Genomic DNA, 24,944 nt, shown 5'->3' on the forward strand with positions numbered 1-24,944 from the left:
CGCGCGGCGCCGGGCGCGACAATATCGACCCTTCCAGCCGCCAAGCCGCACCATGAAAAAAATCACCACTGTCGAGATCCAGCGTTACCGATCGGCCCGCAACGCCCACGGCCTGGTGGAGATCGGCTTTGACGGTCTGTTCGTCCAGAAACCGGCGCCTGAAGACCGCGAAGCCCTGCACATGCTCAGCATGAGCGAGGCCGACGCCCGCTCGCTCTTCATGCTGCTGAAGGCGCAGCTGGCTGAACTCGACGCACGCAAGCCGAAGTCGCGCCACGGCCGGCCGGGATAATCCCGCCATGACCGATACCCTGAACTCCTTCGCCGCCCTGCCGCTCTCGCCGGCCACGCTCGCCAACCTGAGCCAGCTGGGCTATGCGGAGATGACGCCCATCCAGGCCGCTGCCCTGCCCCACGCGCTGGCCGGCAAGGACGTGATCGCCCAGGCCGCCACCGGCAGCGGCAAGACCGCCGCCTTCGCGCTGGCGCTGCTACAGCGCCTGGACGGCGCCGACCTGCGCCCGCAGGCGCTGGTGCTGTGCCCCACGCGTGAACTGGCCGACCAGGTCACGCAGGAAATCCGCCGGCTCGCGCGCGCCGAGGACAACCTCAAGGTGCTGACGCTGTGCGGCGGCGCACCCATCAAGCCGCAGGCGCAGAGCCTGGAGTACGGCGCCCACGTCATCGTCGGCACGCCGGGCCGGGTGATGGACCACCTGGAGCGCGGCAGCCTCGTACTCGCCAGCCTGCGCACGCTGGTGCTCGACGAGGCCGACCGCATGCTCGACATGGGCTTCATCGACGACATCCGCACCGTCGCCAAGCAGTGCCCGCGCGATCGCCAGACGCTGCTGTTCTCGGCCACCTACCCCGAAGGCATTGCCAACCTGGCGCAGAACTTCATGCGCGCGCCGGTGCAGGTCAAGGTCGCCACCCAGCACAGCGGCGCGACCATTGCCCAGCACTGGTTCGAGGTCGCGGAATCCGGGCGCCTGCACGCCGTGTCGCAACTGCTGGCGCACTACCGCCCCACCACCACGCTGGCGTTCTGCAACACCCGCCAGCAGTGCCGCGACCTGGTCGAGGTGCTCAACGCCCAGGGCTACGAAGCCCTTGCCCTGCACGGCGACCTGGAGCAACGCGAGCGCGATCAGGTGCTGCTGCAGTTCGCCAACCGCAGCATCTCGGTGCTGGTGGCCACCGACGTGGCCGCGCGCGGGCTCGACATTGCCGATCTGGACGCCGTCATCAACGTCGAAGTCACGCCTGATACCGAAGTGCACGTCCACCGCATTGGCCGCACCGGCCGCGCCGGCGCCAGCGGCCTGGCGCTGAACCTGGCCAGCATGGAGGAGATGGGCCGCGTCGGCCGCATCGAAGTCCTGCAGGGCAAGACCACCGTCTGGACCGAACTGAACACGCTGGAACCCGCCAGCGCCAAGCCGCTGCAGCCCGCCATGGTGACGCTGCAGATCCTGGGCGGCCGCAAGGACAAGCTGCGCCCCGGCGACGTGCTGGGCGCCCTCACCGGCGAGGCCGGGCTGACGGCCGCGCAGGTCGGCAAGATCAACGTGGGCGACTACACCACCCACGTCGCCATCGCCCGCGACATCGCCGACCAGACCCTGCAGCGCCTGAGCGCCGGCAAGGTCAAGGGCCGCAAGGTCAAGGTGCGCTATCTGAAGGATGTGATGGGGGACATCAGCGCGGGGTGAGTTCGAACTCAAACTTAAACCACCCCTACCCTTACCCCTTCAACCGCCCCGGCAGCCCCAACCCCAGCACCAGCACCGCCGCCATGCCGCGAAACAGCACGGCGGTGCCCAGGCTGGCGCCCAGCACGCCGAAGCCCAGGGGCAGCAGGGTGGATGAAAAGTTGATCAGCGCCGAGCGCAGCGCAATCGCCTCACCCTGACGATCGGGTGGCGCCAGGTGGTGCAGCGTGGTCAGGATCATCGGCTGGGCCGAGCCGAGCGCCAGGCCCAGCACCAGCGCGCAGGCCGCCATGGTGGGCGCGGTGGTGGCCCAGGGGTAGACGATGAAGATGGCGGCGGCCACCGCCATCGCGCCGCGCAGGGTCTGCACCTCGCTCAGATGCCGCGCCAGTAAAGGCACGGCCAGCCGCACCGCCGTCACCGCTGCCGAGAACACACCCAGCACCAGGCCGATGGCCGAGGCGCTCAGGCCGCGCTCATGGCCCAGCACCGGCACCAGGAAAGTGTGAAGATCCCAGCTGGTCGAGAAAAACCAGTTCATCAGCAGCAGTCGGCGCATGCCGGGCACGGCCAGCAACTCGCGCGCCGGACGGCGCTGGCGCGGGGCGGCATCGGGCTGGGCTGCGCTGCCGGCCGTCAGCGCCACCGGCACCCGTCGGCTGCACCATGCCGTGCCCAGCGGCAGCGCGGCGAGCGCGCCAAACGCGAGCGCGAAGCCGCCCACGTCGATCAGCACCCCCGCCAGCACGGGCCCCAACACATTGCTGAACGGCGGTGCCATGCCGACCCAGCTGAAGACGCGCTTGAGTTCGGCCGAGCGGGCATCGGGGTCGATGGTGGCGTCCACCGCCGCATCCACCAGCCGCCCGGCGCTGCGCTGGATCGCGATCAGCCCCAGGTTCGAGCCCGCCCCGCAGCACAACGCCGCCAGCGCCAGCAGCACGCCCTGCGGCCAGCCGCTCAGCCACGCGGCCGGCTGCGCCAGCAACGCACCCAGCAGTACCAGCACCACGGCAGCGCGCACCGGGCGGTGGTAGCCGCGCCGATCCGCCCAGCGACCCGCCGGCAGCGCCGTGACCACCGGTGCCACCGCGAACAGGCCCAGCAGCAGCCCGGCCATGGCCTCAGCCGGCAGACCCGCCACTCCCACACCCTGGCGCAGCAGCATCAACGGCCCGGCCATGCGCAGGCCGGACATGGCCGAATGCAGGCAGATCTGGCCGGCGATGAGTGCCAGCAAAGGACGGTGAGTGGAGGATTTGCATTCACTCACCATCGTCATCCCCCACCGCCGCCGGACCGAGCAGCGCCTGCGCGTCGGGCTCCGGCAGCGCCTCCACCGCCTTCAGCTGGCGCGCCATCGCGCGGCTGCGCACCTCGGCGGCGTCGATGCTGTGGGTGGCTTCCTGCAGCTTCTTCTTGGTCTTGGCGAGTACGTCGCCGAACTTGCCGAACTCGGTCTTGACGGCGCCCAGCACGCTCCAGACCTCGGAGCTGCGCTGCTCCAGCGCCAGGGTGCGAAAACCCATCTGCAGGCTGTTGAGCATGGCCAGCAGCGTGGTCGGCCCGGCCAGCGTGACGCGGTGCTGGCGCTGCAGCGCCTCGCTCAGGCCGGGGCGGCGCAGCAACTCGGCGTAGAGGCCTTCGGTGGGCAGGAACAGGATGGCGAAGTCGGTGGTGTGCGGCGGCGCCAGGTACTTGGCCGCGATGGTCCGGGCCTCGTCGCGGATGCGCTGCTCCAGCGCGCGGGCCGAGACCTCGACCGCGTCACGATCGGCGCGGTCGTGCGCGTCCAGCAGGCGCTCGTAGTCTTCGCGCGGGAACTTGGCGTCGATGGGCAGCCAGACCGGCGCTTCCAGCCCGCCCAGGCCACCCGCCGCGCGGCCCGGCAGGCGAATGGCGAACTCGACCCGCTCGTTGCTGCCCGGCACGGTGGCGACGTTGACAGCGTACTGCTCCAGCGTGAAGACCTGCTCCAGCAGGCCGGCGAGTTGCACTTCGCCGAAGATGCCGCGCGACTTGACGTTGGTGAGCACGCGTTTCAAGTCACCCACGCCCTGCGCCAGCGTCTGCATTTCGCCCAGGCCGCGGTGGACCTGCTCCAGCCGCTCGGCCACCTGCTTGAAGCTCTCGCCCAGGCGGGTTTCCAGCGTGGCGTGGAGCTTTTCGTCGACGGTGGCGCGCATCTGTTCGAGCTTGCGCTCGTTGTCGCCCTGCATCTGCTGCAGGCGCTGCTCGACCCGCTCGGACAGGTGGTGCAACTGCGCATTGAGCTGCTCGTTCTGCGTGCGCGCCAGTTCGCCGGACTGGTTGAGCAGCAGACGCTGGAACTCGGCCAGCGTGGCGCTCAACTCCTGGCGCGTACCGCGCGCGCTGGCCTGCACTTCGGTGCGCAGTTCGCGCTCCAGGCGCTCATTGGCAGCGCGCAGCGCGTCGAACTCATCGAGCACCGCATCAGCGCCTTGATCCCCGCGATGCCAGATCAACCACAGCGTCAGGCCCTGCAGCAGCGCCAGCGCCCCCAGAACCCACCACAGCGCAGCGTCGGCCATTCGGCGATCAGGCGATCAGCGCGCGGATGGGCTCCGGCAGCGGCACCGACTTCTGCGCCCGGGCGTCCACCCACACCGTCTTGGCGCCGCCAGCGGCGTAGATCACGCCGGGCTGGTCGGCGCGCTCCAGCGTGGCGAACGCATCGAAGCTGCTGCGGCCGAGATTGGCGACGTAGTGCTTGGCGATGATGTCGCCGGGGTACTCAAGCTGCTTGTAGAAGTTGCAGAAGGCGTTGACCACCACCGGCCCGATGCCGCCCGGGTTGGGCAGGCAGGCGATGCGCTCGAACCAGTCGACGCGCACGATTTCCAGGTAGCGGAAGTAGATCGTGTTGTTGACGTGGCCCATCGCGTCCATGTCGCCCCAGCGGATGGGGATGCGCATTTCGTGGGTGAAACGCTTGTCTTCAGGCAAATCGAAACGCATGGTGGGCGGTCAGTGAAAGATCAAAAAGGGTCAGAGCTCGGCGCCCAGCGATTCGGCCAGCTTGTGCAACTGTGCGCGCAGCTCGGTCAGTTCCTGGGCCATGCGCTGCTGCTCGGCGCGCAGGAAGGCCACTTCGGCAACCAGACCGGAGTCGGCCTCCGCAGAGGCTTCGCTGGCGAACGCCTGCAGCGCGAACTCGCCGCACAGCAGGTGCGCCCAGCGCGATTCGCGGGCGCCCGGTGCGCGTGGCAGCTTGACGACGCGCGGCGGCTCCTTCCCGGCCTGCTCGTCCAGAAAGCCTTCGACCGACGACACGTCGGCGAAGCGGTGCAGGCGCTCGCTGTGCAGGCGTAACTCGGCCGCGGTTTGCGGGCCGCGCAGCATCAGCGTGGCCAGCAGCGCCACGGCTGCGCCGGGCGCGCCCAGCACGCGGGGCAGGTTGTGCTCGAAGCGCACCACGCGGCTGCCGCTGACCTCGTGCACCAGGTGCAATTCCTTGAGCGATTCGATGGCGGCCAGCACGTCGGCCTCGGACGCAGCCATGACCGGCTCGCGTGCGGTCTTCTGGTTGCAGCCGGCCGTCAGCGCGTTGAGCGACAGCGGGTAGGTGTCAGGCACGGTGGCCTGTTTCTCGACCAGCACCGCGACGATGCGGGCTTCGAGCAGGGAGAGCGTGCGCAGACTCATCGGCACGGCGCTCCTCAAAGGCCGAAGCCGTCGTCGGCCTGGATCACGGCGCCGTTGATGAAATGGCTCTCGTTGGCACACAGCATCAGCAGCGCGGTGTCGAGATCCTTGGGCTGGCCGATGCGCTTGCGCGGCAGCATGTTGACCAGCTTCTGGCCGCCTTCGGTTTCCCAGTGGTGGTGGTTGATCTCGGTGTCGATGTAGCCCGGGCAGATGGCGTTGACGTTGATGTCGAACTTGCCCCACTCCAGCGCCATGGCGCGGGTCATGTGGATCACGGCGGCCTTGCTCATCGAATAGACACCGATCTGGCTCAGCACGCGCAGGCCGGCCATCGAGGCAATGTTGACGATGCGCCCGCCGGTGTAGGTGCCGGGCGCAGCGCCGCGCGCCCGCGCCACCATGCGCTTGCCGACTTCCTGCGCCACGAAGAAGCTGCCGCGCACGTTGGTGTCGAAGACGAAGTCGTAGTCTTCGGCGGTGACATCGACCAGCTTCTGCGTCGTGCTGACGCCGGAGTTGTTGATGAGGATGTCGAGCGTGCCGACCTCGGTCTCGGCATGCGCCACGGCGCTCTTGATGCTGTCGATGTCGGTCACGTCCAGCTCGACCACGTGGGCGTCGCCGTCGGCAGCCTCGATCTCGGCGCGCAGCTCCTTCAGTCGCTCGGTGCGGCGGCCGGCCAGCACCACGGCGGCGCCGGCCTTGGCCAGCGTGCGGGCAAACTGTGCGCCCAGGCCGCTGGAGGCGCCCGTGACCAGCGCAACGCGGCCGGAGAGATCAATGGAATAGCTCATGTTGTCGGACTCCGAAAGGGGGACGGGATGCCGGTCAGCCCAGGGGCTGCGGCGTCAAGGGTGGGGTCGGCGGCAAGGTCGATAAGGGCAGGATCAGGGGCTGAGCCAGCGGCAACTGTGGCGCGGCGCCCGTGCGGCCGCGCATGCACTCGACCCAGTCGTCCACCGGCATCGGGCGGGCGAAGTAATAGCCCTGGAATTCCTGGATGCCGAGCGCGCGCAGCGTGTTGAACTGCGCCTCGGTCTCGACACCCTCGGCCACGGTCCGCATGCCCAGGTCGGCGCACAGGCGCACGATGTGTTCGAGCATGCGGGCGGCGCGGCGGTCCTGGTCGACGTCGAGCACGAAACTGCGGTCGATCTTGATCTTCTGGAACGGCAGGTGGCGCAGGTAGCTCAGCGACGAGTAGCCGGTGCCGAAGTCGTCCAGCGCCAGCTCGAAGCCCAGCTGGCGCAGCCGCTTCAGGCGCGGCGCGACCACGTCCATGCCACCGACGAGCGCGGATTCGGTCAGCTCCAGCTCCAGCAGGCCCGGCTCGATCTGGGCGCGCTCGCACGCCAGCAGCAGTTGCCGGTCCAGGCCGGGCTGCATCAGCTGCTTGGGCGAGAGGTTGACGGCCACCGGCAGGCGCACACCCGCTTCGATGCCGCGCGCGATCAGGCGGGCGGCGGCGTGCATGGCATGGCGGCCCATCAGGCCGATCAGGCCGATCTTCTCGGCGATCGGGATGAACTCGACCGGCGACACCGGCCCGAACGCGGTGGTGTTCCAGCGCATCAGCAGCTCGGAGCCGACCGCCTGGCCCTGCGCGTCGACCTTGGGCTGGGCGACGTAGCTGAAGCCGTTGCGCTCGACGTCGACCCGCAGCAGCGCATGCATGCGCACGCGGCGCTGCGCGTCGGTGTCGAGCGAGATGTCATAGAACGCCAGGCAGTTGCGTCCGCGCTCCTTGGCGGCGTACATGGCACTGTCGACCTTGCGCAGCAGCACGCCGACCTCGTTGCCGTCGCGCGGGCACAGCACCGCGCCGATGCTGGGCGTGACCGAGACCTGGTTGGCGTCGATGTCGACCGTGCGGCTGAGCGCGGCAATCACGCCCTGCGCGACCGAGCGCACCTCGGTTTCGCCGCTGCCCGCCGGCAGCGCCAGCACGAACTCGTCGCCGCCCCAGCGGCCCAGAAAGCCGTCGTCCTGCAGCACGTCCTGCAGGCGCCGGGCGATTTCGCGCAGCACGATGTCGCCGGCGTCGTGGCCGAAGGAATCGTTGATTTCCTTGAAACCGTCCAGGTCCAGAAACAGCAGCGCGAACGACTCATCTGCGGCCAGCTTCTGCGCCAGCGTCTGCTCCAGCGCGGCGCGGTTGGGCAGGCCGGTGAGCGTGTCGGACAGCGCCAGCCGCTCCAGGCGCGCTTCGGCGCGACGCTGCGAGCTGAGATCCGACAGCGACACGATGTAGCAGGCCTCGTGCGCCGCCTGCTTCTGCAGCGCCGTGATGCTGATGCGCACCGGCAGGCGCGCGGTGGCGGCGGTGCGCAGTTCACCCTCGCCGCTCCAGACGCCGTGGGCCTCCATCTCGCTGCGGTAGCTGGCCGGCCACGACAGCCAGGTGTCGAGCTGAAGGCCATCGAGCACAGCCTCGTTCCGGGCCGCATTCACGCCCAGCAGGTTGGTGAAGGCCTCGTTGGACTCGATCACGCGCCAGCGCAGATCCGTCACCACCAGGGCATCGCGGGTGCTATGGAAGGTGTTGGCCATCAGGCGCAGGGATTCCTCGGCCTGATGCTCTTCAGTCGTGTCCTTGATGGTGCCGCCGACGCGGAGGGCGCGGCCCGAGGCGTCACGCTCCAGGGCTCGACCGCGCATGCGCATCCAGTGGGTTTCGCCATCGATCAAGGCACGAAACGAGGCGGCGAACTCGCTGCTGGCGCCGCTGACGTGCAGGCGCCAGCTCAGGCGCACGGTTTCGAGGTCGCGCGCGTCGACCATCCCGAGCCACTGCTGCAGCGGCATCGACGGCCATGCGAATTTCCGGGCGTTGGCCTCCACGGCTTCGATCAGCATCTGGCCGGTGGCCGCGTCCCAGGTCCAGACGCTCTTGTCGCTGGCCCACAGCACCAGTCGCAGCCGGTCTTCGACCAGACGCACACGCTCAAGCTCGGCTGCGGCATGCCCCGGTGGCAAAACCGCGCTCATACGGCGCTGACCATCGACATGAAAAAATCTTTCTTCGGCATGACAACTTCGGATTTTGACCCATCTTGCACCCGCGCTGACTGGGGCAGGAAACGGCTGCCGTGCAATGACAAACGACAAGCCGACGCCAGACAGCCGGCCTGCTGCGCTGAGGCGACAAAATAAAAGCACGATCGTTCTTTTTATCTTGCGTGCCCGCTAGAATCCGGCGCGCCGCAAACCCGCCTCACATGAACCAAGGAAGCCCATGAACGCGCAGGAGATTCTTGACCAGTTCGGACCGCGAGAGTCCATGGAATACGACGTGGTCATCGTCGGCGCCGGGCCTGCGGGTCTGTCGGCGGCCATCCGCGTCAAGCAACTGGCGGCCGAAAAGGGCCAGGACGTGTCGGTGGTGGTGCTGGAGAAAGGCTCGGAGCCGGGCGCGCACATCCTCTCGGGCGCCGTGATGGACCCGATCGCCCTCACCGAACTGTTTCCGAACTGGAAGGAGCTGGGCGCGCCGCTCAACCAGCCCGTCACCGCCGACGAGGTGCTGTTCCTGAGCGAGACCGGCGCCACCCAGACGCCGCAGGCGCTGATTCCCGAGTGCTTCCACAACCACGGCAACTACATCGTCAGTCTGGGCAATGTGGTGCGCTGGCTGTCGCAGCAGGCCGAGAACCTGGGCGTGGAGATCTTCCCCGGCTTTGCCGCCGCCGAGGTGCTCTACAACGCCGACGGCTCGGTCAAGGGCGTGGCCACCGGCAACATGGGCGTGGGCAAGGACGGCACGCCGGGCGACAGCTTCCAGCTCGGCATGGAACTGCTCGGCAAGTACACGCTGTTGGCCGAAGGCTCGCGCGGCCACCTGGGCAAGCAGCTGATCGCCCACTTCAAGCTCGACGCCGGCGCCGATCCGCAGAGCTACGGCCTGGGCATCAAGGAGCTGTGGGAGATCGAGCCCGCCAACCACCAGCCCGGCCTGGTGGTGCACACCGCCGGCTGGCCGATGACGAGCGACACCTACGGCGGCGGCTTCCTCTATCACGCGGAAGACAACAAGGTCACGCTCGGCTTCGTCACCGGGCTGGACTACAGCAACCCCTACCTGAGCCCGTTCGAGGAAATGCAGCGCTGGAAGACCCACCCCAGCATCAGCAAGTACCTGAAGGGCGGCAAGCGCATCGGCTACGGCGCGCGCGCCATCACCGCCGGCGGCCTGCTGAGTCTGCCCAAGACGGTGTTCCCGGGCGGTGCGCTGATCGGCTGCGACGCCGGCTACCTGAACGCCGCGCGCATCAAGGGCAGCCACGCTGCCATCAAGACCGGCATGCTGGCCGCAGAAGCCGCCTACGAGGCGGTGACCGCCAGCCGCCAGCACGACGAGCTGGCCGCCTACCCGGCCGCGTTCCAGCAGAGCTGGCTGCACGCCGAGCTGAACCAGTCGCGCAACTTCAAGACCTGGTTCAAGAAGGGCGTGTACGTCGGCTCGCTGATGACCGGCATCGAGCAGTGGCTGCTGCCCAAGCTCGGCATCAAGAGCCCACCGTGGACGCTGCACCGCAACCAGCCCGACCACAGCTACCTCAAGCCGGCAGCTGAGTGCGCCAGGATCGACTACCCCAAGCCGGACGGCAAGCTGACCTTCGACCGGCTCAGCTCGGTCTTCATCAGCAACACCAACCACGAGGAACACCAGCCGGCGCACCTGACGCTCAAGAACGCCAGCGTGCCGGTGGCCATCAACCTGGCCCGGTTCGCCGGCCCCGAGAGCCGCTACTGCCCGGCGGGCGTGTACGAGTTCGTCAAGAACGAGGACAACTCCGACCGCCTGCAGATCAACGCGCAGAACTGCGTGCACTGCAAGACCTGCGACATCAAGGACCCGACCCAGAACATCGTCTGGGTCACGCCCGAAGGCGGCGGCGGACCGAACTACGCCGGCATGTGAGCCAGCCGGCCAGCGCTGCTCAGGCCCAGTCGGGCTTGCGCTTGTCGATGAAGGCCTGCACGCCCTCCAGCGCGCTGGCCTCCATCATGTTGCAAGCCATGGTCTGGGTCGCAGCCTGGTACGCCGCGCCAATGCCCATTTCCAGCTGGCGGTAGAACAGTTCCTTGCCCATGGCCACCGCCTCGCGCGGCTTGGCGACGATGCTGGCGGCGAGCTTGTCCACCTCGGCGTCCAGCGCCTCCAACTCCACCACGCGGTTGACCAGCCCGCGCTCCCGCGCCTGTTCGGCGCTGATGAAGTCGCCGGTCACCAACATCTCAAAGGCCTGCTTGCGGCCGATGTTGCGGCTTAAAGCGACGCTGGGCGTGGCGCAGAACAGGCCGAGGTTGACGCCGCTGACGGCAAAGCGCGCCGTGCTGGCCGCCACCGCCAGGTCGCACATTGCCACCAGCTGGCAGCCGGCTGCGGTGGCAATGCCATGCACGCGGGCAATCACCGGCACCGGCAGGCGCTGGATGGCCATCATGACCTGGCCGCAGGCGGCGAACAGCTCGCGGTAGTACGCCAGGCTGGGCGCAGCGCGCATTTCGCGCAGGTCGTGGCCGGCGCAGAAAGCCTTGCCAGCGGCGGCCAGCACGACCACGCGCACGCTGTCGTCGCGGGCGATGGCCTCGAACTCACGGCGCAGCGCCTGCAGCATCGCTTCGGACAGCGCGTTGAAGGCCTGCGGGCGGTCGAGCGTCAAGGTCAGCACGCCGCGGGCGTCCTGGCTGCGCAGCAAAAGCGGGTCGTCGAGGGTCAGCATGGCGGTGTCTCCGTCGGTTTATGGGGTCGCCGATCACTCTAGCCTAGGGCGCATGCGCCACACCATGGACAATCCCGCCCTTGCCATGGGGATCAACCCGGGTTGCCTACTTCGTCTGAATCTGATGCCTGACCGTTTCTCTAGATTTCTGAACCTGATCTGCTGCGGCCTGGCCATGCTGTTGGTCAGCGGCGTGGCCCATGCCCAGGCGCGCAAGCCGGCGCTGGCCGTGGCTGCGGCGGCACCCGCTCTGCCTTCGTACAGCGAGCGCGCCGAGGTGGTCGACTTCGCCCAGGCACTGGCCGAGCGCGAGCCGAGCCTGAACGCCGCCGCCATCCTGCAGACGCTGGCGCAGGCGCGCTACCAGAGCGCCACCGCCCGGCTCATCATGCCGGCCGCCACGGGCGTGGCCAAGAACTGGGCGGCCTACCGCGCCCGCTTCATCGAGGCCAGGCGCCTGCGCGCCGGGCTGGCCTTCTGGGCCGACAACGAGCGCTGGCTGGCACTGGCCGAGGCGCGCTGGGGCGTACCGGCGCAGGTGATCGTCGGGCTGATTGGCGTCGAGACCTTCTACGGCCAGCAGATGGGCAACTTCCGCGCCGTCGACACGCTCGCCACGCTGGGCTTTGACTTTCCCACCGGCCGCAGCGACCGCAGCGCCTTCTTCCGCGACGAACTGGCCGCCCTGCTGGTGCTGGCGCAGCGCGACGGCGTCGAGCCGCTCAGCCTGCGTGGCTCGTATGCCGGCGCGCTGGGCTGGCCGCAGTTCATGCCGAGCTCGTGGCTCAAGCAGGCGGTCGATCTGGATGGCGACGGCCGCATCGACCTGATCAACAGCCCGGCCGACGCCATCGGCAGCATCGCCAACTACCTGGTCGCCTACGGCTGGCAGGCCGGCCTGCCGACGCACTACCCGGTGCTGCCGCCCATGGACACCACGCAACGCGCAGCGCTGCTGGCGCCCGACATCCGCCCCACCTTCACGCCCGCGCAGATGGAAGCAGCCGGCGCGGCGCTCGACAGCCGCGCGCTGGCCCACACCGGCCTGCTGGCGCTGGTCGAGCTGCAGAACGGCGCCGAGCCGTCCAGCCACGTGGCGGGCACGCAGAACTTCTGGGCCATCACGCGCTACAACCAATCGTCCTATTACGCGCTGGCAGTGATCGAGCTGGGTGAGACCCTGGCCGCACTGCGCACCGCACGCTAAAGCCATTCAATTAAAGCCTTCACAAACGACATGCTTCAACTCAAGAACGTCACCCTGCGCCGTGGCACCAAAGTCGTGCTCAACCAGACCGGCTTCACGCTGCAACCGGGCGAAAAAGCCAGCCTGGTCGGCCGCAACGGCGCGGGCAAGTCCAGCCTGTTTGCGCTGCTGACGCACCGCCTGCAGTCCGACGGCGGCGACGTGGAAATGCCGCCGCGCTGGCGCATCGCCGAAGTCGCGCAGGAAATGCCCGAGACCGAGCAAGGCGCGACCGACTTCGTGCTCGAAGGCGACGTGCCGCTGATGACCGCCCGCGCCGCGCTGGCCGCTGCCGAAGCGGCTGACGACGGCAACGCCATCGGCGAGGCGTACATGGCGCTGGCCGAGGCCGGTGAATTCGATGCCACCGCCCGCGCGCAGACGCTGCTGATGGGCCTGGGCTTCTCGATGGCGCAGGTCGATGCGCCGGTCAACAGCTTCTCGGGCGGCTGGCGCATGCGCCTGCAACTGGCCCGCGCGCTGATGTTCCCGGGCGAGCTGCTGCTGCTGGACGAGCCGACCAACCACCTGGACCTGGACGCGCTGGTGTGGCTGGAAGCGTGGCTGCAGCGCTTCGACGGCACGATGCTGGTCATCAGCCACGACCGCGAATTCCTGGACGCCGTCACCAAGGTCACGCTGCACCTGGACGAGACCAAGCTGACGCGCTACGGCAGCAACTATTCGGGCTTCGAGCTGATGCGCGCCGAGCGCCTGGAACAGCAGCAGGCGGCCTACGGCAAGCAGCAGGAGAAAGTGGCGCACCTGCAGCGCTTCATCGACCGCTTCAAGGCCAAGGCCAGCAAGGCCAAGCAGGCGCAGAGCCGGGTCAAGGCGCTGGCACGGATGGAAAAACTCGCGCCGATCCTCACCAGTGCCGACTTCCAGTTCGAGTTCCGCGAACCCGCCAACCTGCCCAACCCGATGCTGGTGATGGACGACATCGAGGTCGGCTACGCCGGCGTCGACGGCGGCCCGGCCAAGAGCATCGTGCAGCACATCAACAAGAGCGTGATGCCGGGCCAGCGCATCGGCATCCTGGGCGCCAACGGCCAGGGCAAGTCGACGCTGGTCAAGACGCTGGCGCGCATGCAGGGCGCGCTGAGCGGCAACATCCAGGAAGGCAAAGGCCTGGCGATCGGCTACTTCGCCCAGCAGGAAATGGACGTGCTGCGGCCCGACGAAGGCCCGCTGGCGCACATGGTGCGGCTGGCGCGCGACGTGTCGCCGCAGGCGCGCGAGCAGGAGTTGCGTGACTTCCTGGGCCGCTTCCGCTTCACCGGGCCGATGGTGCAGCAGGAGGTCGGCAGCCTCTCCGGCGGCGAGAAGGCGCGGCTGGTGCTGGCGATGCTGGTCTGGCAGCGCCCCAACCTGCTGCTGCTCGACGAGCCGACCAACCACCTCGACCTGACCACGCGCGAGGCGCTCAGCATGGCGCTCAACGAGTACGAAGGCACCGTGATGCTCGTCAGCCACGACCGTGCCCTGCTGCGCGAGGTCTGCGACGAGTTCTGGCTGGTGGCCAAGGGCAAGGTCGAACCCTTCGACGGCGATCTGGACGACTACCAGAAGTGGCTGCTGGAGCAGAGCCGCGAGGCCGCCCGCGCCGCGCGTGAACCGGCCAGCAAGCCAGCCGCCGCACCAGTCGCCGCGCCGAAAGCCGTCCAGGCGCCTGTCGCCTCCCCCGCCGTGCGGCAGAAATCGGCCGACGAAGCCAAGCCGCTCAAGAAGGAGCAGGCCAAGGTCGAGCAGGAACTGGCCAAGGCGCAAGGCGCGCACGCCGAGTTGCTGGAAGCGCTGGGCCGCGCCGACATGTCGCCGGCCGTGCGGGCCGAGCAGGGGCGCACGCTCAAGCAACTGGCCGACAGCATCGAGGGGCTGGAGCAGCGCTGGATGGAAATCGGCGAATCGCTGGAAGCGCTATCGCGTGATTGATGCGCGGCTGATGTGATGAACGGTTGATACGCACCATGGAAGCCGGCCACCGCGCCGGCTTTTTCGCATCAACCCTGTTTCGAACAATTGTATTGTTCACAATCTACATTAACGTCATGCCTTCCGAAACAGCCCTCCTCCACTCCGCCAACCCGCTGGCCGACGCCGCGCTGCGGCTGGACCAGCAGCTGTGCTTTGCGCTGTATTCGGCCTCGCTGGCCATGACCAAGCTCTACCGGCCGCTGCTCGACGAGCTGGAGCTGACCTACCCGCAGTACCTCGTCATGCTGACGCTCTGGGAGCGCGATGGCGCCAGCGTCGGCGAGATCGGCGCGCAGCTGACGCTCGACTCCGGCACGCTGACGCCGCTGCTCAAGCGCCTGGAAACCGCCGGCTGGCTGCAACGCCAGCGCAGCGAGGGCGACGAGCGCCGCGTCGAGGTCCACCTGACCGACGCCGGCCGCGCCCTGAAGGAACAGGCCCGCAGCCTGCCGCCGCGCATTGCTGCGGCCACCGGTTGCACGCTCGACGAGTTGCGCTCGCTCACCCAAAGGCTGCAGGGCCTGCGCTCATCGCTGAGCCATTCCGTGCCCCCGACCTGATTTCCTTTTCGCCCGATCTCCGGGTAACTCCATGTCCCGAAAGGACCTCCACATGTCGATCGAAAAAGTCCTCTACACCGCCCACGCCACCTCGCAAGGCGGCCGTGCCGGCACCTCGGCTTCTGATGACAACCGCCTGTCGGTGACGCTGTCGACACCCAAGGCGCTTGGCGGCGATGACGGCGCCGGCACCAACCCCGAGCAGCTGTTCGCTGCTGGCTACTCGGCCTGCTTCCTGGGCGCGCTGAAGTTCGTCGCCGGCCAGAAGAAGGTGCCTGTGCCGGCCGGCACCACCATCAGCGCCGACATCGGCATCGGCCCGATCCCCACCGGCTTCGGCATCCAGGCTGCACTGACCATCAACCTGCCGGGCGTGGACCGCGCCGTGGCCGAAGAGCTGGTGCAAGCTGCCCACATCGTCTGCCCGTACTCGAACGCCACGCGCGGCAACATCGACGTCACGCTGACGACGGTGGTCTGACCAGCCGCTGATCAATGCTGCGCCAGCAGGCGCAGCAGCAACTCCACCCGCGCCTGCGCTGCCGTCAAGGCACCGGCGTGGGGCAAGGCGGCCTCGGCGTTCTCGACGATGCTGCCCGCACCACCCCGCAAGGCCCGCAGCACCGCCACGCCCCGCTGGCGCGCGCGCTGCAGCACGGCCAGCAGGTCGTCATGCACCGTGCCATTGCCGGTGCAGGCCACCACCAGGCCTTGCACCCCTGCGTCAACCACCAGCTGCGCCAGCGCACCGTCGCTGCCGGCGTGGCTGTGAATGATCTCGACCTGCGGCCAGATCTCGCGCGCCAGCACCTCGACGCCCAGCGCCTGCCCGCCCGGCCAGGGCCGCAACTGCCGCAAGCGCCCTTCTTCCAGATACGCCAGCGCACCGGCATCCCCGGCGTTGAAGGCATCCAGCCGGTACGGATGGACCTTGCGCGCCTCATCGGCCGCCCAGATGCAGCCCGCCAGACAGGCCAGCACGCCATGCACGCCGGGCGTGGCCGCGAGCGTGAGCGCGTCGAGCAGGTTCTGCGGGCCATCGGTGTGCAAGGCGGTGGCGGGTCGCATCGCGGCGGTCAGCACCAGCGGCTTGACGGGCGCCAGCACGCGCTGCAGCAGGTAGCCGGTTTCCTCCAGCGTGTCGGTGCCGTGGGTGATGACCACGCCGACCACCTCGGGCCGGGCCAGATGGGCTTGGCTGCGCTCGGCCAGCCGGCGCCACACCGCATGGCTCATGTCCTTGCTGTCGAGCTGGGCGACCTGCTCGAACTCCAGCCGCAAGCCCGTCTGCAGGCGCTGCGCCAGCCCGGATTGCGCGACCAGATCGGCCACATCCAGCTCGGCCGCCTTGTAGCCGACGTTGTCCGCCGCGTGGCGCGAGCGCCCGGCAATGGTGCCGCCGGTGCCCAGCACCACCAGACATGACGCCGGGGCAGAAGAACTTTCGAATTCCGCTGAATAAGCCACAGTGCTTGTCATTCTTGTTGTGCTGTATAAAAATACAGCCTCAGATTAAAGGGAAACATCTTGGAACACAGCCCCAAACTCACCGCACGCCAGCAGCAGGTTCTGGAGCTGATCCAGAGCGCCATCGAGCGCAGTGGCGCCCCGCCCACCCGGGCCGAGATCGCCACCAAGCTCGGCTTCCGGTCAGCCAACGCCGCTGAAGACCACCTGCAGGCGCTGGCGCGCAAGGGCGTGATCGAGCTGATCGGCGGCACCTCGCGCGGCATCCGTCTCAAGTCTGACATATTGCGCAGCATCAACGAGTCACGCGCCAAGGGCATCGGCGAGCAGTTCACCCTGCCGCTGGCGAGCCTGGCGCAGTTGTCGCTGCCGCTGGTCGGCCGCGTGGCCGCCGGCAGCCCGATCCTGGCGCAGCAGCACATCGACCAGAGCTACACGGTGGAAGCGCACCTGTTTGCGCGCCAGCCCGACTTCCTGCTCAAGGTGCGCGGCATGAGCATGCGCGACGCCGGCATCCTGGACGGCGACCTGCTCGCCGTGCAGAAGGTCAGCGAGGCCAAGAATGGACAGATCGTCGTGGCACGGCTGGACGACGAGGTCACGGTCAAGCGCTTCCGGCGCAGCAAGAACGGCATCGAACTGGTGCCCGAGAACCCCGACTTCGACATCATTCACGTCAAGGACGAGGCCAACTTCGTCATCGAAGGTCTCGCGGTCGGCCTGATTCGCAACACCCTGCTGGTCTGAAGATCGACTGCAACCAGCAGGTCGGGTCAACTGCCGTGCGTAAGTCGCAAAGCAGCCTCCAAATTTTTCATTTATGGCATCAAGCTTTGCGGTGGTCCGTCGAGATCAAGGCATCGAACGTTTTCCATGATCGCCTGACAGGAGACTCACCATGACCGGCTCACTGCTTCGTTTTCTCAGCCGCCGCCCGCTGACGATGCCCGGCGCCGCCCTGCTGCAGGGACACATGGCCCTGAGCACGGCGCTCTTTGCCGTCAACCGGCCCGCCGCACGACATGCCCCGGTGCTGCGCCTGAGCATCGATCCGCGCGACGCACGGCGCACCGTGATCAGCGGCCGCATGAACGAGGTCTGCGATGCGCTGGACGCACTCATTCACCAGCAGGCACAAGCCGCACGCTGAAAACGCCCGCGCTGCGCAGACAATCACGCCATGTCTCTGCAACGCCTCCATGCCAGCCAGGTGCTGGCCGAAACCACCCCTTTTGACGCCATCATCGATGCGCGCTCACCCAGCGAATTCGCGCTCGACCACCTGCCCGGCGCAGTGAACTGGCCGGTGCTCGACGATGAGGAACGTCGCCTGGTCGGCACCGACTACAAGCAGGTCTCCGCCTTCGAGGCCCGCAAGATGGGCGCAGCGATGGTGGCGCGCAACATTGCCGACCACATCGACCGCTGGACCGGCCCGCTGCCGCGCAACTGGCGCCCGCTGGTCTACTGCTGGCGCGGCGGCGACCGCTCCGGCACGCTGGCGTGGTTCCTGGACCGCATCGGCTTCAAGACCACCGTGCTCGACGGCGGCTACAAGGGCTTTCGCGCGGTCGTCCGGCAAGAGCTGGATGAACTGCCCGCCCGCTTCGACTGGCGCGTGCTGTGCGGCAAGACCGGCAGCGGCAAGACCCGCCTGCTGCAGGCCTTGCGGGCTGAAGGCGCGCAGGTGCTGGACCTGGAGGCGCTCGCCCACCACCGCGGCTCGGTGCTCGGATTGGTGCCGGGCGACCAGCAGCCCAGCCAGAAAGCGATGGACAGCGCCGTCTGGAGCGCACTGCGCCAGCTGGACCCGGCGCGTCCGGTCTACGTCGAGAGCGAGAGCAAGAAGATCGGCCACATCCGCGTGCCCGACATGCTGATCGAGACGCTGATGCAGCGCGGCCGCTGCCTGCTGGTCGACCTGCCCCAGCCCAGCCGGCTGCAGTTGCTGCTGGAGGACTATGACTTTCTGGTCAAAGATCCTGAACACCTGTGCCGCCAGCTGGATGCGCTGGTGAGCTTGCGCGGCAAGGAACAGGTCAAAGCCTGGCAAGACGCAGCGCGCGCCGGCCAGATGGCCGAGGTGTTTGACGAGCTGATGCTGCGCCACTACGACCCAGGCTACATGAAGTCGCTCAGCAACCACTACGAGGGGCTGGCCCAGGCGCCGACCGTGCAGTTGGAAACCGCCACGCCCGAGGACCTGACCCGCGCGGCGCGACTTCTGATCGCGCCATGAAAAAAACCGGCCGAGGCCGGTTTTCTTGAGCGCATTTCGCCCTCAACCCATGTGCAGGCCACCGTTGCAGCTGAAGTCTGCGCCGGTGGTGAAGCCGGAGTCCTCGCCCGCAAGCCAGGCGCAGATCGAGCCGATCTCGTCGGGCGTGCCCAGGCGCTTGACGGGAATGGTGGCGACGATCTTCTCCAGCACTTCCGGCTTGATGGCGCGGACCATGTCGGTGCCGATGTAGCCCGGGCTGACGGTGTTCACGGTCACGCCCTTGGAGGCCATTTCCTGGGCGAGAGCCATCGTGAAGCCGTGCATGCCGGCCTTGGCCGCCGAGTAGTTGGTCTGGCCGGCCTGGCCCTTCTCGCCGTTGACCGACGAGATCTGGATGATGCGGCCCCAGCCCTTTTCCACCATGCCCGGCACCACCTGCTTGGTGACGTTGAACATGCTGTTGAGGTTGGTGTCGATGACAGCCTTCCAGTCATCGGGCGTCATCTTCAGGAACATGCGGTCGCGCGTGATGCCGGCGTTGTTGACCAGCACGTCGATCGGGCCATGCTCTGCCACGGCCTTGGTGAAGGCCTCGACGGTGGAGTCCCAGTCGGCGACGTTGCCGGCCGATGCGTAGAAGGTGTAGCCGAGCGCCTTCTGCTCGTCGATCCACTTGACGAAGTCACGGCTCGGGCCGCAGCCGGCGATGACCTTGAAGCCTTCCTTGTGCAGGCGCTGGCAGATGGCGGTTCCGATGCCACCCATGCCACCGGTGACGTATGCAACTTTTTGACTCATGCTCTTCTCCTTGGTTTTGAAGCTTGCTCACGATAGGCAAGCCGATGTGTCGTGACCATAGGGTGCAGCCCTTGCGCGGTGGCAAGGCTGCAACACCAATTGATAACGCTCAATGTGATCAGGCGCGCTCGACCGTCAGCGCCACGCCCATGCCGCCGCCGATGCACAGCGAGGCGATGCCTTTCTTGGCATCGCGGCGCTGCATCTCGTGCAGCAGCGTGACCAAGATGCGGCAGCCGGACGCGCCGATCGGGTGGCCGATGGCAATCGCGCCGCCGTTGACGTTGACACGGCTCGTGTCCCAGCCCATTTCCTGGTGCACGGCGCAGGCTTGCGCGGCAAAGGCTTCGTTGATTTCCAGCAGATCCAGATCGGCCGGCTTCCAGCCGGCGCGCTCCAGCGCCTTGCGGGCGGCGGGCACGGGGCCCATGCCCATGTAGGCCGGGTCGAGGCCCGCCGAGGCGTAGCTGGCGATGCGGGCCAGCGGCGTCAGGCCCAGCGCTGCGGCCTTGGCCGCGCTCATGACCATCACGCCGGCGGCGCCGTCGTTCAGGCCCGAGGCGTTGCCCGCCGTAACCGAGCCGGCCTTGTCGAACGCCGGACGCAGGCCGCCAAGCACGTCGCCGCTGGTCTTGCGGTTGATGAACTCATCGGCGCTGAAGACCAGCGCGTCGCCCTTCTTCTGCGGAATCGTCACGCCGACGATCTCGTCCTTGAACTTGCCGGCGTCCTGGGCGGCTGCAGCCTTCTGCTGGCTGCCGAGCGCCAGCGCGTCCTGCATGTCGCGGGTGATGCCGTACTTCTTGGCCACGTTCTCGGCCGTGATGCCCATGTGGTACTGGTTATAGACGTCCCACAGGCCGTCGTTGATCATGGTGTCGACCAGCTTCCAGTCGCCCATGCGCTGGCCGTCGCGGCTGCCGGGCAGCACGTGGGGCGCCAGGCTCATGTTTTCCTGGCCGCCGGCGATGATGATCTCGCTGTCGCCGTCACGGATGGCTTGTGCGGCCAGCATCACGGCCTTCAGGCCCGAGCCGCAGACCTTGTTGATGGTCATGGCAGGCACACCGTGCGGCAGCCCGGCCTTGACGACCGACTGGCGCGCCGGGTTCTGGCCCGAACCGGCGGTCAGCACCTGGCCGAGGATGACCTCGCCGATCTGCTCGCCGCTCAGGCCCGAGCGCTCCAGCAGCGCGCCAATGACGGTGGCGCCCAGTTCAGGCGCGGCCACCTTGGCCAGGCTGCCTCCAAATTTGCCCACGGCGGTGCGGGCGGCGGCCACGATGACGATGTCGGTCATGCTTGTTTCTCCTTCAATCAGGGTTGGAACAGGTATTTTTGACTCAGGCGGAGGCCTTGGCCTTGACGTAACGCCCCGGCGCCGGCTCGATCGCCTTGTATTTGCGGTTGCCGGGCGTCTTGGGCGCTGCCTTGAGCTTGCCGGCGTGGCCCTTGAGCCACTCGGCCCAATCCGGCCACCAGCTGCCGGGCTGCTCGGTGGCCTGGGCCAGCCAGGCCTCGGCAGTGGCGGGCAGGCCGTTGCCGATCCAGTGGCTGCGCTTTTTCTTGGCCGGCGGGTTGATGACGCCGGCAATGTGGCCGGACGCGCCCAGCACGAAGCGCTTGGGGCCCTTGAGCACCTGGGTGTTCAGGTAGGCCGAATCCCAGGGCACGATGTGGTCTTCACGCGAGGCGAACAGGTAGACCGGCGCTTCGATGGCGCCCAGGTCGATCTTCTCGCCGCACACCGTCAGCGCGCCGGGCACCTTGAGCTTGTTTTCGAGATAGGTGTGGCGCAGGTACCAGCAGTACATCGGCCCGGGCAGGTTGGTGCTGTCGGAGTTCCAGTACAGCAGGTCGAACGCGGGCGGCTTCTCGCCCTTGAGGTAGTTGCCCACCACGTAGTTCCAGACCAGGTCGTTCGGGCGCAGGAAGCTGAAGGTCGAGGCCAGCTCCTTGCCCTTGAGCAGGCCGGGGCCCTTGGGCGCGTCGGCGCCGAGGCTCAACTCGCGCACCTGCACCATGGCCTCGTCGATGAACAGGTCGAGGATGCCGGTGCTGCTGAAGTCGAGGAAGGTGGTCAGCAGCGTCACGCTGGCGGCGGGCTGCTCGCCCCGCGCGGCCAGCACGGCCAGCGCAGTGCTCAAAATGGTGCCGCCGACGCAGAAACCCAGTGTGTCGATGGTCTTGGCGCCGGTGATCTCCTGCACCACGCGGATGGCGCGGATGGCGGCGTCCTCGATGTAGTCGTCCCAGGTCTTGGCGGCCAGGCTGTCATCGGGGTTGCGCCAGCTCACCACGAAGACGCGGTGGCCTTGCTCGACCGTGTAGCGGATCAGCGAGTTATCCGGCTGCAGGTCGAGGATGTAGAACTTGTTGATGCACGGCGGCACGAACAGCATCGGCCGCTCATGCACCTGGGCCGTCAGCGGCTTGTATTCGAGCAGCTGGAAGAGCTCGTTCTCGAACACCACCGAACCTTCGGTGGTGGCGACGTTGCGGCCGACCTCGAACAGGCTCTCGTCCGTCTGCGACACATAGCCCTGCTGCATGTCCTGCAACAGGTGCGACATGCCCTGGGCGATGCTTTCGCCGCGGGTGTCGAGCGCCTTCTTCTGCGCCTCGGGGTTGAAGGCCAGGTAGTTGGACGGCGCGGCAATGTCGATCCACTGCTGCACCGCAAACCGCAGCCGGTTCTGGGTCTTGGCGTCGCCCTGCACCGCGTCGGTCAGCTGCATCAGCGTGCGGGCATTGAGCAGGTAGAGCGCGGCGGTGTAGCCCGCCATCGGCTGGGCCGACCATTCGGCGCCCGCAAAGCGGCGGTCCTTGGCCGGCGGCGCGGCCTGGCCCGTCAGACGGCCGTTCCACAACTCGGCCGCTTCACGCAGGTATTCGGCCTGGATGCGCGACAGCTCGGTGGGTGGAATCTGCAGTTGCGCCAGCGGCTTGAGGTTGTCGCTCAGACTGGTGCCGAGCGAGCCGAGCTTGGCGCTGACCTGGCCGGTGTCGGTGCCACCGAGGCCCCAGGCACTGCGCAGCAGGTTGCTCAAGTCCAGCGCGCCGGGGATGGCGGCCATCGGATGGGTCGTTTGATTCACGGGCTTCTCCTCCATCAAACACAATCGGCGGCGCGGCGGGTGCGCGCTCTGGCTTTGATCACGCATGGACAAGAGTGAGCAAGCACCGACTTATCCACATCGTGAAATAAAATTCTAGTTCACGAAATTGACAATTTGCACCTCAGGAACCCGGATGTATCTGATTGCCATCGCATGGATTTACGTCGCGCTCATGATGGCGCTGGCCGAAGCCACGCACCCGCAAGGCAGCGTGTTGGGTGCGGTGTTCACGTTCATGCTGTACGGCGTCGGCCCGATGGCACTGGTGATGTATCTGCTGGGCACGCCAATGCGGCGCGAGGCGCGCAAGAAGCAGGAAGCCCGCGAGGAACTGGCCGCACAAGCCGAAGTGAACGCAGACACGACGTCAACCGCGCAGCCAGATCAAGGCAGCCATGCGGCCGGTGCGGGCGTGGCGCCGGAAGGAAAAATACCTTGACGGATTGCCGTGCGTGCACCACGGTGCACTGCCGTCATTGCCGCTGAGGGCGCGCGCACCGGCACGCAGCAATCGGTCACGCGCCAGGCCGGGCAGATCGGCCCACCATTTGCCTTCCACGCCCAACTCGGGTCGAGGCTGGAAACGCGGCCCCGGCACCGCAGCGCTGCCGCCAAAGGCCCGCACGACATCCACGCCAACCTCGAACGCCTGCGGGCCGATGCAGGCACCCAGCCAGACCTCGATGTCTTCGGCGGGCGCCTCGGCCAGCACGCAGACCTGCTGCAGCGTCGCCTCCAGCACACCACCGGCCAGACCGCGCCAGCCGGCGTGAGCCGCGCCCACCGCGCGGCCATCACGGTGCGCAAACAGCACGGGCAGGCAGTCGGCGGTCTGGACCTCGCACGCCAGGACGGACGATGACGTCACGCTGGCATCGGCCACCGGGATCGGATCGACAAGCTCAGCGCCGATGGCATGCACCGCCACACCGTGCACCTGATTCAGCCGCTGCGACTCACGTCCAACCCAGCCTTGCAGCAGCGCCCGGTTGCGCGCCACGTCCTGCGGCACATCGCCCACCTCGGCACGCAGGTTGAGGCCGGCGAAATCGCCCTGGCTGACACCGCCCGCGCGGGTCGTCATCAAGGCGCCCACACGGGCAGAGGTGAACTGCGGGCGCAGCAGGTCGGACGGTTGAAGCTCAAGCATCGGCGTCGGGGCAGGCCGAGGGCTGTGCCTGCTGGACGGCAGGCAGCGCCATGCAGGCGTCGAAAATGCGCATCACGGTGGGCACATGGTCGAGGCGGCAGTCGAAGCGCTGGGCATTGAATATCTGCGGCACCAGCACGCAGTCGGCCAGGCCGGGCTGATCGCCATGGCAGAAGGCGCCCGTGGCCGCATCCGCCACCAGGCGGCGCTCCAGCGACTCCAGCCCGGTCTCGACCCAGTGCCGATACCAGCCGTTCTTGGCGTCTTCGCTGACACCCAGTTCCTTGACCAGGTAGCGCAGCACGCGCAGGTTGTTGAGCGGGTGGATCTCGCAGGCAATGTCCAGCGCCAGCGACCGCACCCGCGCCCGGCCCGCCGCATCGACAGGCAGCAACGGCGGGCTGGGATGGGTCTCGTCGAGGTATTCGATGATGGCCAGCGACTGGCTCAGGTACTGATCCTTGGCGGCGTCGCCGTGCTCGTCCTGATCAACCAGCAACGGCACCAGACGCTGCGGCGACAGGGCGGCGAAGTCGGCCCCGAGCTGCTCGTTGCGCACCAGGTGAACCGGGCGGTAGTCATAGGGCAAGCCCTTGAGCGCCAGCGCAATCCGTACACGAAACGAGGCTGAAGAACGGAAATAGTTGTACAGCTGCACGGGATGTCCTCAGATGAAAATACAGGCCATTGCCCGATGATCATGCCACGCCGACCCCCGCGATACACTGACGCGATGCTCTCGACACGCCGCATCAAGCACTGCCGCGAATGCGGCTCCCCGGTGGAATACCGCGTTCCCGCCGACGACAACCGGGAGCGCGCCACCTGCCTGGCCTGCCTGACGGTCGACTATGAAAACCCCCTCAACGTGGTCGGCACCGTACCGGCGTGGGGCGATCAGGTGCTGCTGTGCCGGCGCAACATCGAGCCGCGCCGCGGCTTCTGGACGCTGCCGGCCGGCTTCATGGAGCACGGCGAGACCACTGGCCAGGGCGCGCTGCGCGAAACCATCGAGGAAGCCGGCGCCCACATCGACCTGCACGGCCTCTACAGCGTGCTCAACCTGGTCCGGGTCGGCCAGGTGCACCTGTTCTACCGCGCCACGCTGCTCAGCACGGAGTTCGATCCGGGGCCTGAGACCATCGAGGTCGGCCTGTTCAGCGAGGCGGATATTCCCTGGGACGAACTGGCCTTCACCACGGTGCGGGTGACGCTCGAACATTACTTCGCCGACCACCGCCGGGGTCAATTTGGCATGCACTGTGTCGATATCACCTGAGCTTATTGACGCACGAC

25 protein-coding genes are annotated in these 24,944 nt (G+C 67.7%); 12 read left to right on the forward strand and 13 right to left on the reverse strand.

Translation table 11 applies throughout. From position 1 onward, the window contains the following. The first annotated feature begins 52 nt into the window (after nt 1-52). Together AC5IG3_RS14640 and dbpA are read left to right on the forward strand one after the other, a co-directional pair. Nucleotides 53-292 carry a hypothetical protein gene (locus AC5IG3_RS14640; protein ID WP_491907035.1) on the forward strand — a complete coding sequence of 80 codons (240 nt, stop codon included), beginning with the start codon at nt 53-55 and terminating at the stop codon, nt 290-292. A 7-nt stretch (nt 293-299) separates the two neighbouring features. After that, nucleotides 300-1,715 (forward strand): ATP-dependent RNA helicase DbpA, encoded by a 1,416-nt coding sequence (gene dbpA / locus AC5IG3_RS14645; protein WP_491907036.1) that lies wholly within the window; start codon nt 300-302, stop codon nt 1,713-1,715. Nucleotides 1,716-1,746: 31 nt separating this feature from the next. Here the strand turns inward: dbpA and AC5IG3_RS14650 are convergent, their stop codons facing one another. The 6 genes from AC5IG3_RS14650 to AC5IG3_RS14675 are packed head-to-tail and all read right to left on the reverse strand — an operon-like array spanning nt 1,747 to nt 8,372. Beyond that, the gene (locus AC5IG3_RS14650) at nt 1,747-2,955 is read right to left on the reverse strand and encodes an MFS transporter (protein WP_491907037.1); all 1,209 of its coding nucleotides are present in this window, start codon (nt 2,953-2,955) and stop codon (nt 1,747-1,749) included. A 25-nt stretch (nt 2,956-2,980) separates the two neighbouring features. Further along, nucleotides 2,981-4,267 (reverse strand): DNA recombination protein RmuC, encoded by a 1,287-nt coding sequence (rmuC, locus tag AC5IG3_RS14655; RefSeq protein WP_491907038.1) that lies wholly within the window; start codon nt 4,265-4,267, stop codon nt 2,981-2,983. 7 nt (nt 4,268-4,274) lie between these two features. Then, nucleotides 4,275-4,694, reverse strand: coding sequence for an acyl-CoA thioesterase (locus tag AC5IG3_RS14660; RefSeq protein WP_491907039.1), 420 nt, complete (start codon nt 4,692-4,694; stop codon nt 4,275-4,277). A 30-nt stretch (nt 4,695-4,724) separates the two neighbouring features. After that, a complete protein-coding gene (locus AC5IG3_RS14665; RefSeq protein ID WP_491907040.1) occupies nt 4,725-5,381 on the reverse strand; it encodes a YceH family protein in 657 nt (218 codons plus the stop codon). A gap of 14 nt (nt 5,382-5,395) precedes the next feature. Continuing rightward, entirely contained in the window at nt 5,396-6,178 is a 783-nt protein-coding gene (locus tag AC5IG3_RS14670; RefSeq protein WP_491907041.1) for an SDR family oxidoreductase, read from the reverse strand. A gap of 34 nt (nt 6,179-6,212) precedes the next feature. Next, a complete protein-coding gene (locus AC5IG3_RS14675; protein WP_491907042.1) occupies nt 6,213-8,372 on the reverse strand; it encodes a putative bifunctional diguanylate cyclase/phosphodiesterase in 2,160 nt (719 codons plus the stop codon). Nucleotides 8,373-8,619: 247 nt separating this feature from the next. Between AC5IG3_RS14675 and AC5IG3_RS14680 the strand changes: the two genes are divergently transcribed. After that, nucleotides 8,620-10,305 (forward strand): electron transfer flavoprotein-ubiquinone oxidoreductase, encoded by a 1,686-nt coding sequence (locus tag AC5IG3_RS14680; protein ID WP_491907043.1) that lies wholly within the window; start codon nt 8,620-8,622, stop codon nt 10,303-10,305. A gap of 19 nt (nt 10,306-10,324) precedes the next feature. Here the strand turns inward: AC5IG3_RS14680 and AC5IG3_RS14685 are convergent, their stop codons facing one another. Beyond that, nucleotides 10,325-11,110 (reverse strand): enoyl-CoA hydratase, encoded by a 786-nt coding sequence (locus AC5IG3_RS14685; RefSeq protein ID WP_491907044.1) that lies wholly within the window; start codon nt 11,108-11,110, stop codon nt 10,325-10,327. Between the two features lie 124 nt (nt 11,111-11,234). On the opposite strand from AC5IG3_RS14685, the gene mltB reads away from it, so the two are divergent. The 4 genes from mltB (at nt 11,235) to AC5IG3_RS14705 (ending at nt 15,374) form a co-directional block, all read left to right on the forward strand. Beyond that, nucleotides 11,235-12,317, forward strand: a complete 1,083-nt coding sequence (mltB, locus tag AC5IG3_RS14690; RefSeq protein ID WP_491907045.1) for a lytic murein transglycosylase B — start codon at nt 11,235-11,237, stop codon at nt 12,315-12,317. 30 nt (nt 12,318-12,347) lie between these two features. Then, entirely contained in the window at nt 12,348-14,291 is a 1,944-nt protein-coding gene (locus tag AC5IG3_RS14695; protein ID WP_491907046.1) for an ABC-F family ATP-binding cassette domain-containing protein, read from the forward strand. Between the two features lie 116 nt (nt 14,292-14,407). Next, nucleotides 14,408-14,893 (forward strand): MarR family winged helix-turn-helix transcriptional regulator, encoded by a 486-nt coding sequence (locus tag AC5IG3_RS14700; RefSeq protein ID WP_491907047.1) that lies wholly within the window; start codon nt 14,408-14,410, stop codon nt 14,891-14,893. A 52-nt stretch (nt 14,894-14,945) separates the two neighbouring features. Next, nucleotides 14,946-15,374: an organic hydroperoxide resistance protein gene (locus AC5IG3_RS14705; RefSeq protein ID WP_491907048.1), complete on the forward strand. Its 429-nt coding sequence runs from the start codon at nt 14,946-14,948 to the stop codon at nt 15,372-15,374. A gap of 11 nt (nt 15,375-15,385) precedes the next feature. Here the strand turns inward: AC5IG3_RS14705 and AC5IG3_RS14710 are convergent, their stop codons facing one another. Then, nucleotides 15,386-16,372 (reverse strand): asparaginase, encoded by a 987-nt coding sequence (locus tag AC5IG3_RS14710; protein WP_491907049.1) that lies wholly within the window; start codon nt 16,370-16,372, stop codon nt 15,386-15,388. A 48-nt stretch (nt 16,373-16,420) separates the two neighbouring features. Between AC5IG3_RS14710 and lexA the strand changes: the two genes are divergently transcribed. The 3 genes from lexA (at nt 16,421) to mnmH (ending at nt 18,599) form a co-directional block, all read left to right on the forward strand. Then, nucleotides 16,421-17,107 (forward strand): transcriptional repressor LexA, encoded by a 687-nt coding sequence (lexA, locus tag AC5IG3_RS14715; RefSeq protein WP_491907050.1) that lies wholly within the window; start codon nt 16,421-16,423, stop codon nt 17,105-17,107. A 151-nt stretch (nt 17,108-17,258) separates the two neighbouring features. After that, complete coding sequence (locus AC5IG3_RS14720) at nt 17,259-17,510, forward strand: hypothetical protein (protein ID WP_491907051.1); 252 nt, start codon at nt 17,259-17,261, stop codon at nt 17,508-17,510. Between the two features lie 30 nt (nt 17,511-17,540). Next, complete coding sequence (gene mnmH / locus AC5IG3_RS14725; RefSeq protein ID WP_491907052.1) at nt 17,541-18,599, forward strand: tRNA 2-selenouridine(34) synthase MnmH; 1,059 nt, start codon at nt 17,541-17,543, stop codon at nt 18,597-18,599. A 42-nt stretch (nt 18,600-18,641) separates the two neighbouring features. Here mnmH and phbB read toward each other — a convergent pair whose 3' ends face one another. The 3 genes from phbB to phaC form a co-directional block, all read right to left on the reverse strand. After that, on the reverse strand, nt 18,642-19,379 hold the full coding sequence (gene phbB, locus AC5IG3_RS14730) for an acetoacetyl-CoA reductase (protein ID WP_491907053.1): 738 nt from the start codon (nt 19,377-19,379) through the stop codon (nt 18,642-18,644). Nucleotides 19,380-19,497: 118 nt separating this feature from the next. Further along, nucleotides 19,498-20,679: an acetyl-CoA C-acetyltransferase gene (locus tag AC5IG3_RS14735; RefSeq protein ID WP_491907054.1), complete on the reverse strand. Its 1,182-nt coding sequence runs from the start codon at nt 20,677-20,679 to the stop codon at nt 19,498-19,500. 43 nt (nt 20,680-20,722) lie between these two features. Further along, a complete protein-coding gene (gene phaC / locus AC5IG3_RS14740; protein WP_491907586.1) occupies nt 20,723-22,456 on the reverse strand; it encodes a class I poly(R)-hydroxyalkanoic acid synthase in 1,734 nt (577 codons plus the stop codon). 175 nt (nt 22,457-22,631) lie between these two features. On the opposite strand from phaC, the gene AC5IG3_RS14745 reads away from it, so the two are divergent. Next, complete coding sequence (locus AC5IG3_RS14745; RefSeq protein ID WP_491907055.1) at nt 22,632-22,937, forward strand: hypothetical protein; 306 nt, start codon at nt 22,632-22,634, stop codon at nt 22,935-22,937. Here AC5IG3_RS14745 and AC5IG3_RS14750 read toward each other — a convergent pair. Continuing rightward, complete coding sequence (locus AC5IG3_RS14750) at nt 22,866-23,648, reverse strand: purine nucleoside phosphorylase YfiH/LACC1 family protein (protein ID WP_491907056.1); 783 nt, start codon at nt 23,646-23,648, stop codon at nt 22,866-22,868. The genes AC5IG3_RS14745 and AC5IG3_RS14750 overlap by 72 nt on opposite strands. Further along, nucleotides 23,641-24,306 (reverse strand): maleylacetoacetate isomerase, encoded by a 666-nt coding sequence (gene maiA, locus AC5IG3_RS14755; protein WP_491907057.1) that lies wholly within the window; start codon nt 24,304-24,306, stop codon nt 23,641-23,643. Before maiA ends, AC5IG3_RS14750 begins: the two co-directional genes overlap by 8 nt. A 75-nt stretch (nt 24,307-24,381) precedes the next feature. Here maiA and AC5IG3_RS14760 point away from each other — a divergent pair, with 75 nt between their 5' ends. After that, complete coding sequence (locus AC5IG3_RS14760) at nt 24,382-24,927, forward strand: NUDIX hydrolase (protein WP_491907058.1); 546 nt, start codon at nt 24,382-24,384, stop codon at nt 24,925-24,927. Nucleotides 24,928-24,944 lie beyond the last annotated feature (17 nt).

Source organism: Leptothrix sp. (in: b-proteobacteria) (genome assembly GCF_965250675.1).
Lineage (GTDB): Bacteria > Pseudomonadota > Gammaproteobacteria > Burkholderiales > Burkholderiaceae_C > Sphaerotilus.

Bases quoted from the DNA above. Each gene is read 5' to 3' on its own strand.
- AC5IG3_RS14640 (WP_491907035.1), top strand. From the start codon at position 53: ATGAAAAAAATCACCACTGTCGAGATCCAGCGTTACCGATCGGCCCGC.
- AC5IG3_RS14670 (WP_491907041.1), bottom strand. From the start codon at position 6,178: ATGAGCTATTCCATTGATCTCTCCGGCCGCGTTGCGCTGGTCACGGGC.
- AC5IG3_RS14750 (WP_491907056.1), bottom strand. From the start codon at position 23,648: ATGCTTGAGCTTCAACCGTCCGACCTGCTGCGCCCGCAGTTCACCTCT.
- AC5IG3_RS14685 (WP_491907044.1), bottom strand. From the start codon at position 11,110: ATGCTGACCCTCGACGACCCGCTTTTGCTGCGCAGCCAGGACGCCCGC.
- AC5IG3_RS14735 (WP_491907054.1), bottom strand. From the start codon at position 20,679: ATGACCGACATCGTCATCGTGGCCGCCGCCCGCACCGCCGTGGGCAAA.
- AC5IG3_RS14720 (WP_491907051.1), top strand. From the start codon at position 17,259: ATGACCGGCTCACTGCTTCGTTTTCTCAGCCGCCGCCCGCTGACGATG.
- AC5IG3_RS14660 (WP_491907039.1), bottom strand. From the start codon at position 4,694: ATGCGTTTCGATTTGCCTGAAGACAAGCGTTTCACCCACGAAATGCGC.
- phaC (WP_491907586.1), bottom strand. From the start codon at position 22,456: ATGGCCGCCATCCCCGGCGCGCTGGACTTGAGCAACCTGCTGCGCAGT.
- dbpA (WP_491907036.1), top strand. From the start codon at position 300: ATGACCGATACCCTGAACTCCTTCGCCGCCCTGCCGCTCTCGCCGGCC.
- rmuC (WP_491907038.1), bottom strand. From the start codon at position 4,267: ATGGCCGACGCTGCGCTGTGGTGGGTTCTGGGGGCGCTGGCGCTGCTG.
- AC5IG3_RS14705 (WP_491907048.1), top strand. From the start codon at position 14,946: ATGTCGATCGAAAAAGTCCTCTACACCGCCCACGCCACCTCGCAAGGC.
- AC5IG3_RS14700 (WP_491907047.1), top strand. From the start codon at position 14,408: ATGCCTTCCGAAACAGCCCTCCTCCACTCCGCCAACCCGCTGGCCGAC.
- mltB (WP_491907045.1), top strand. From the start codon at position 11,235: ATGCCTGACCGTTTCTCTAGATTTCTGAACCTGATCTGCTGCGGCCTG.
- mnmH (WP_491907052.1), top strand. From the start codon at position 17,541: ATGTCTCTGCAACGCCTCCATGCCAGCCAGGTGCTGGCCGAAACCACC.
- AC5IG3_RS14675 (WP_491907042.1), bottom strand. From the start codon at position 8,372: ATGAGCGCGGTTTTGCCACCGGGGCATGCCGCAGCCGAGCTTGAGCGT.
- AC5IG3_RS14760 (WP_491907058.1), top strand. From the start codon at position 24,382: ATGCTCTCGACACGCCGCATCAAGCACTGCCGCGAATGCGGCTCCCCG.
- phbB (WP_491907053.1), bottom strand. From the start codon at position 19,379: ATGAGTCAAAAAGTTGCATACGTCACCGGTGGCATGGGTGGCATCGGA.
- AC5IG3_RS14745 (WP_491907055.1), top strand. From the start codon at position 22,632: ATGTATCTGATTGCCATCGCATGGATTTACGTCGCGCTCATGATGGCG.
- AC5IG3_RS14680 (WP_491907043.1), top strand. From the start codon at position 8,620: ATGAACGCGCAGGAGATTCTTGACCAGTTCGGACCGCGAGAGTCCATG.
- AC5IG3_RS14665 (WP_491907040.1), bottom strand. From the start codon at position 5,381: ATGAGTCTGCGCACGCTCTCCCTGCTCGAAGCCCGCATCGTCGCGGTG.
- AC5IG3_RS14710 (WP_491907049.1), bottom strand. From the start codon at position 16,372: ATGACAAGCACTGTGGCTTATTCAGCGGAATTCGAAAGTTCTTCTGCC.
- AC5IG3_RS14695 (WP_491907046.1), top strand. From the start codon at position 12,348: ATGCTTCAACTCAAGAACGTCACCCTGCGCCGTGGCACCAAAGTCGTG.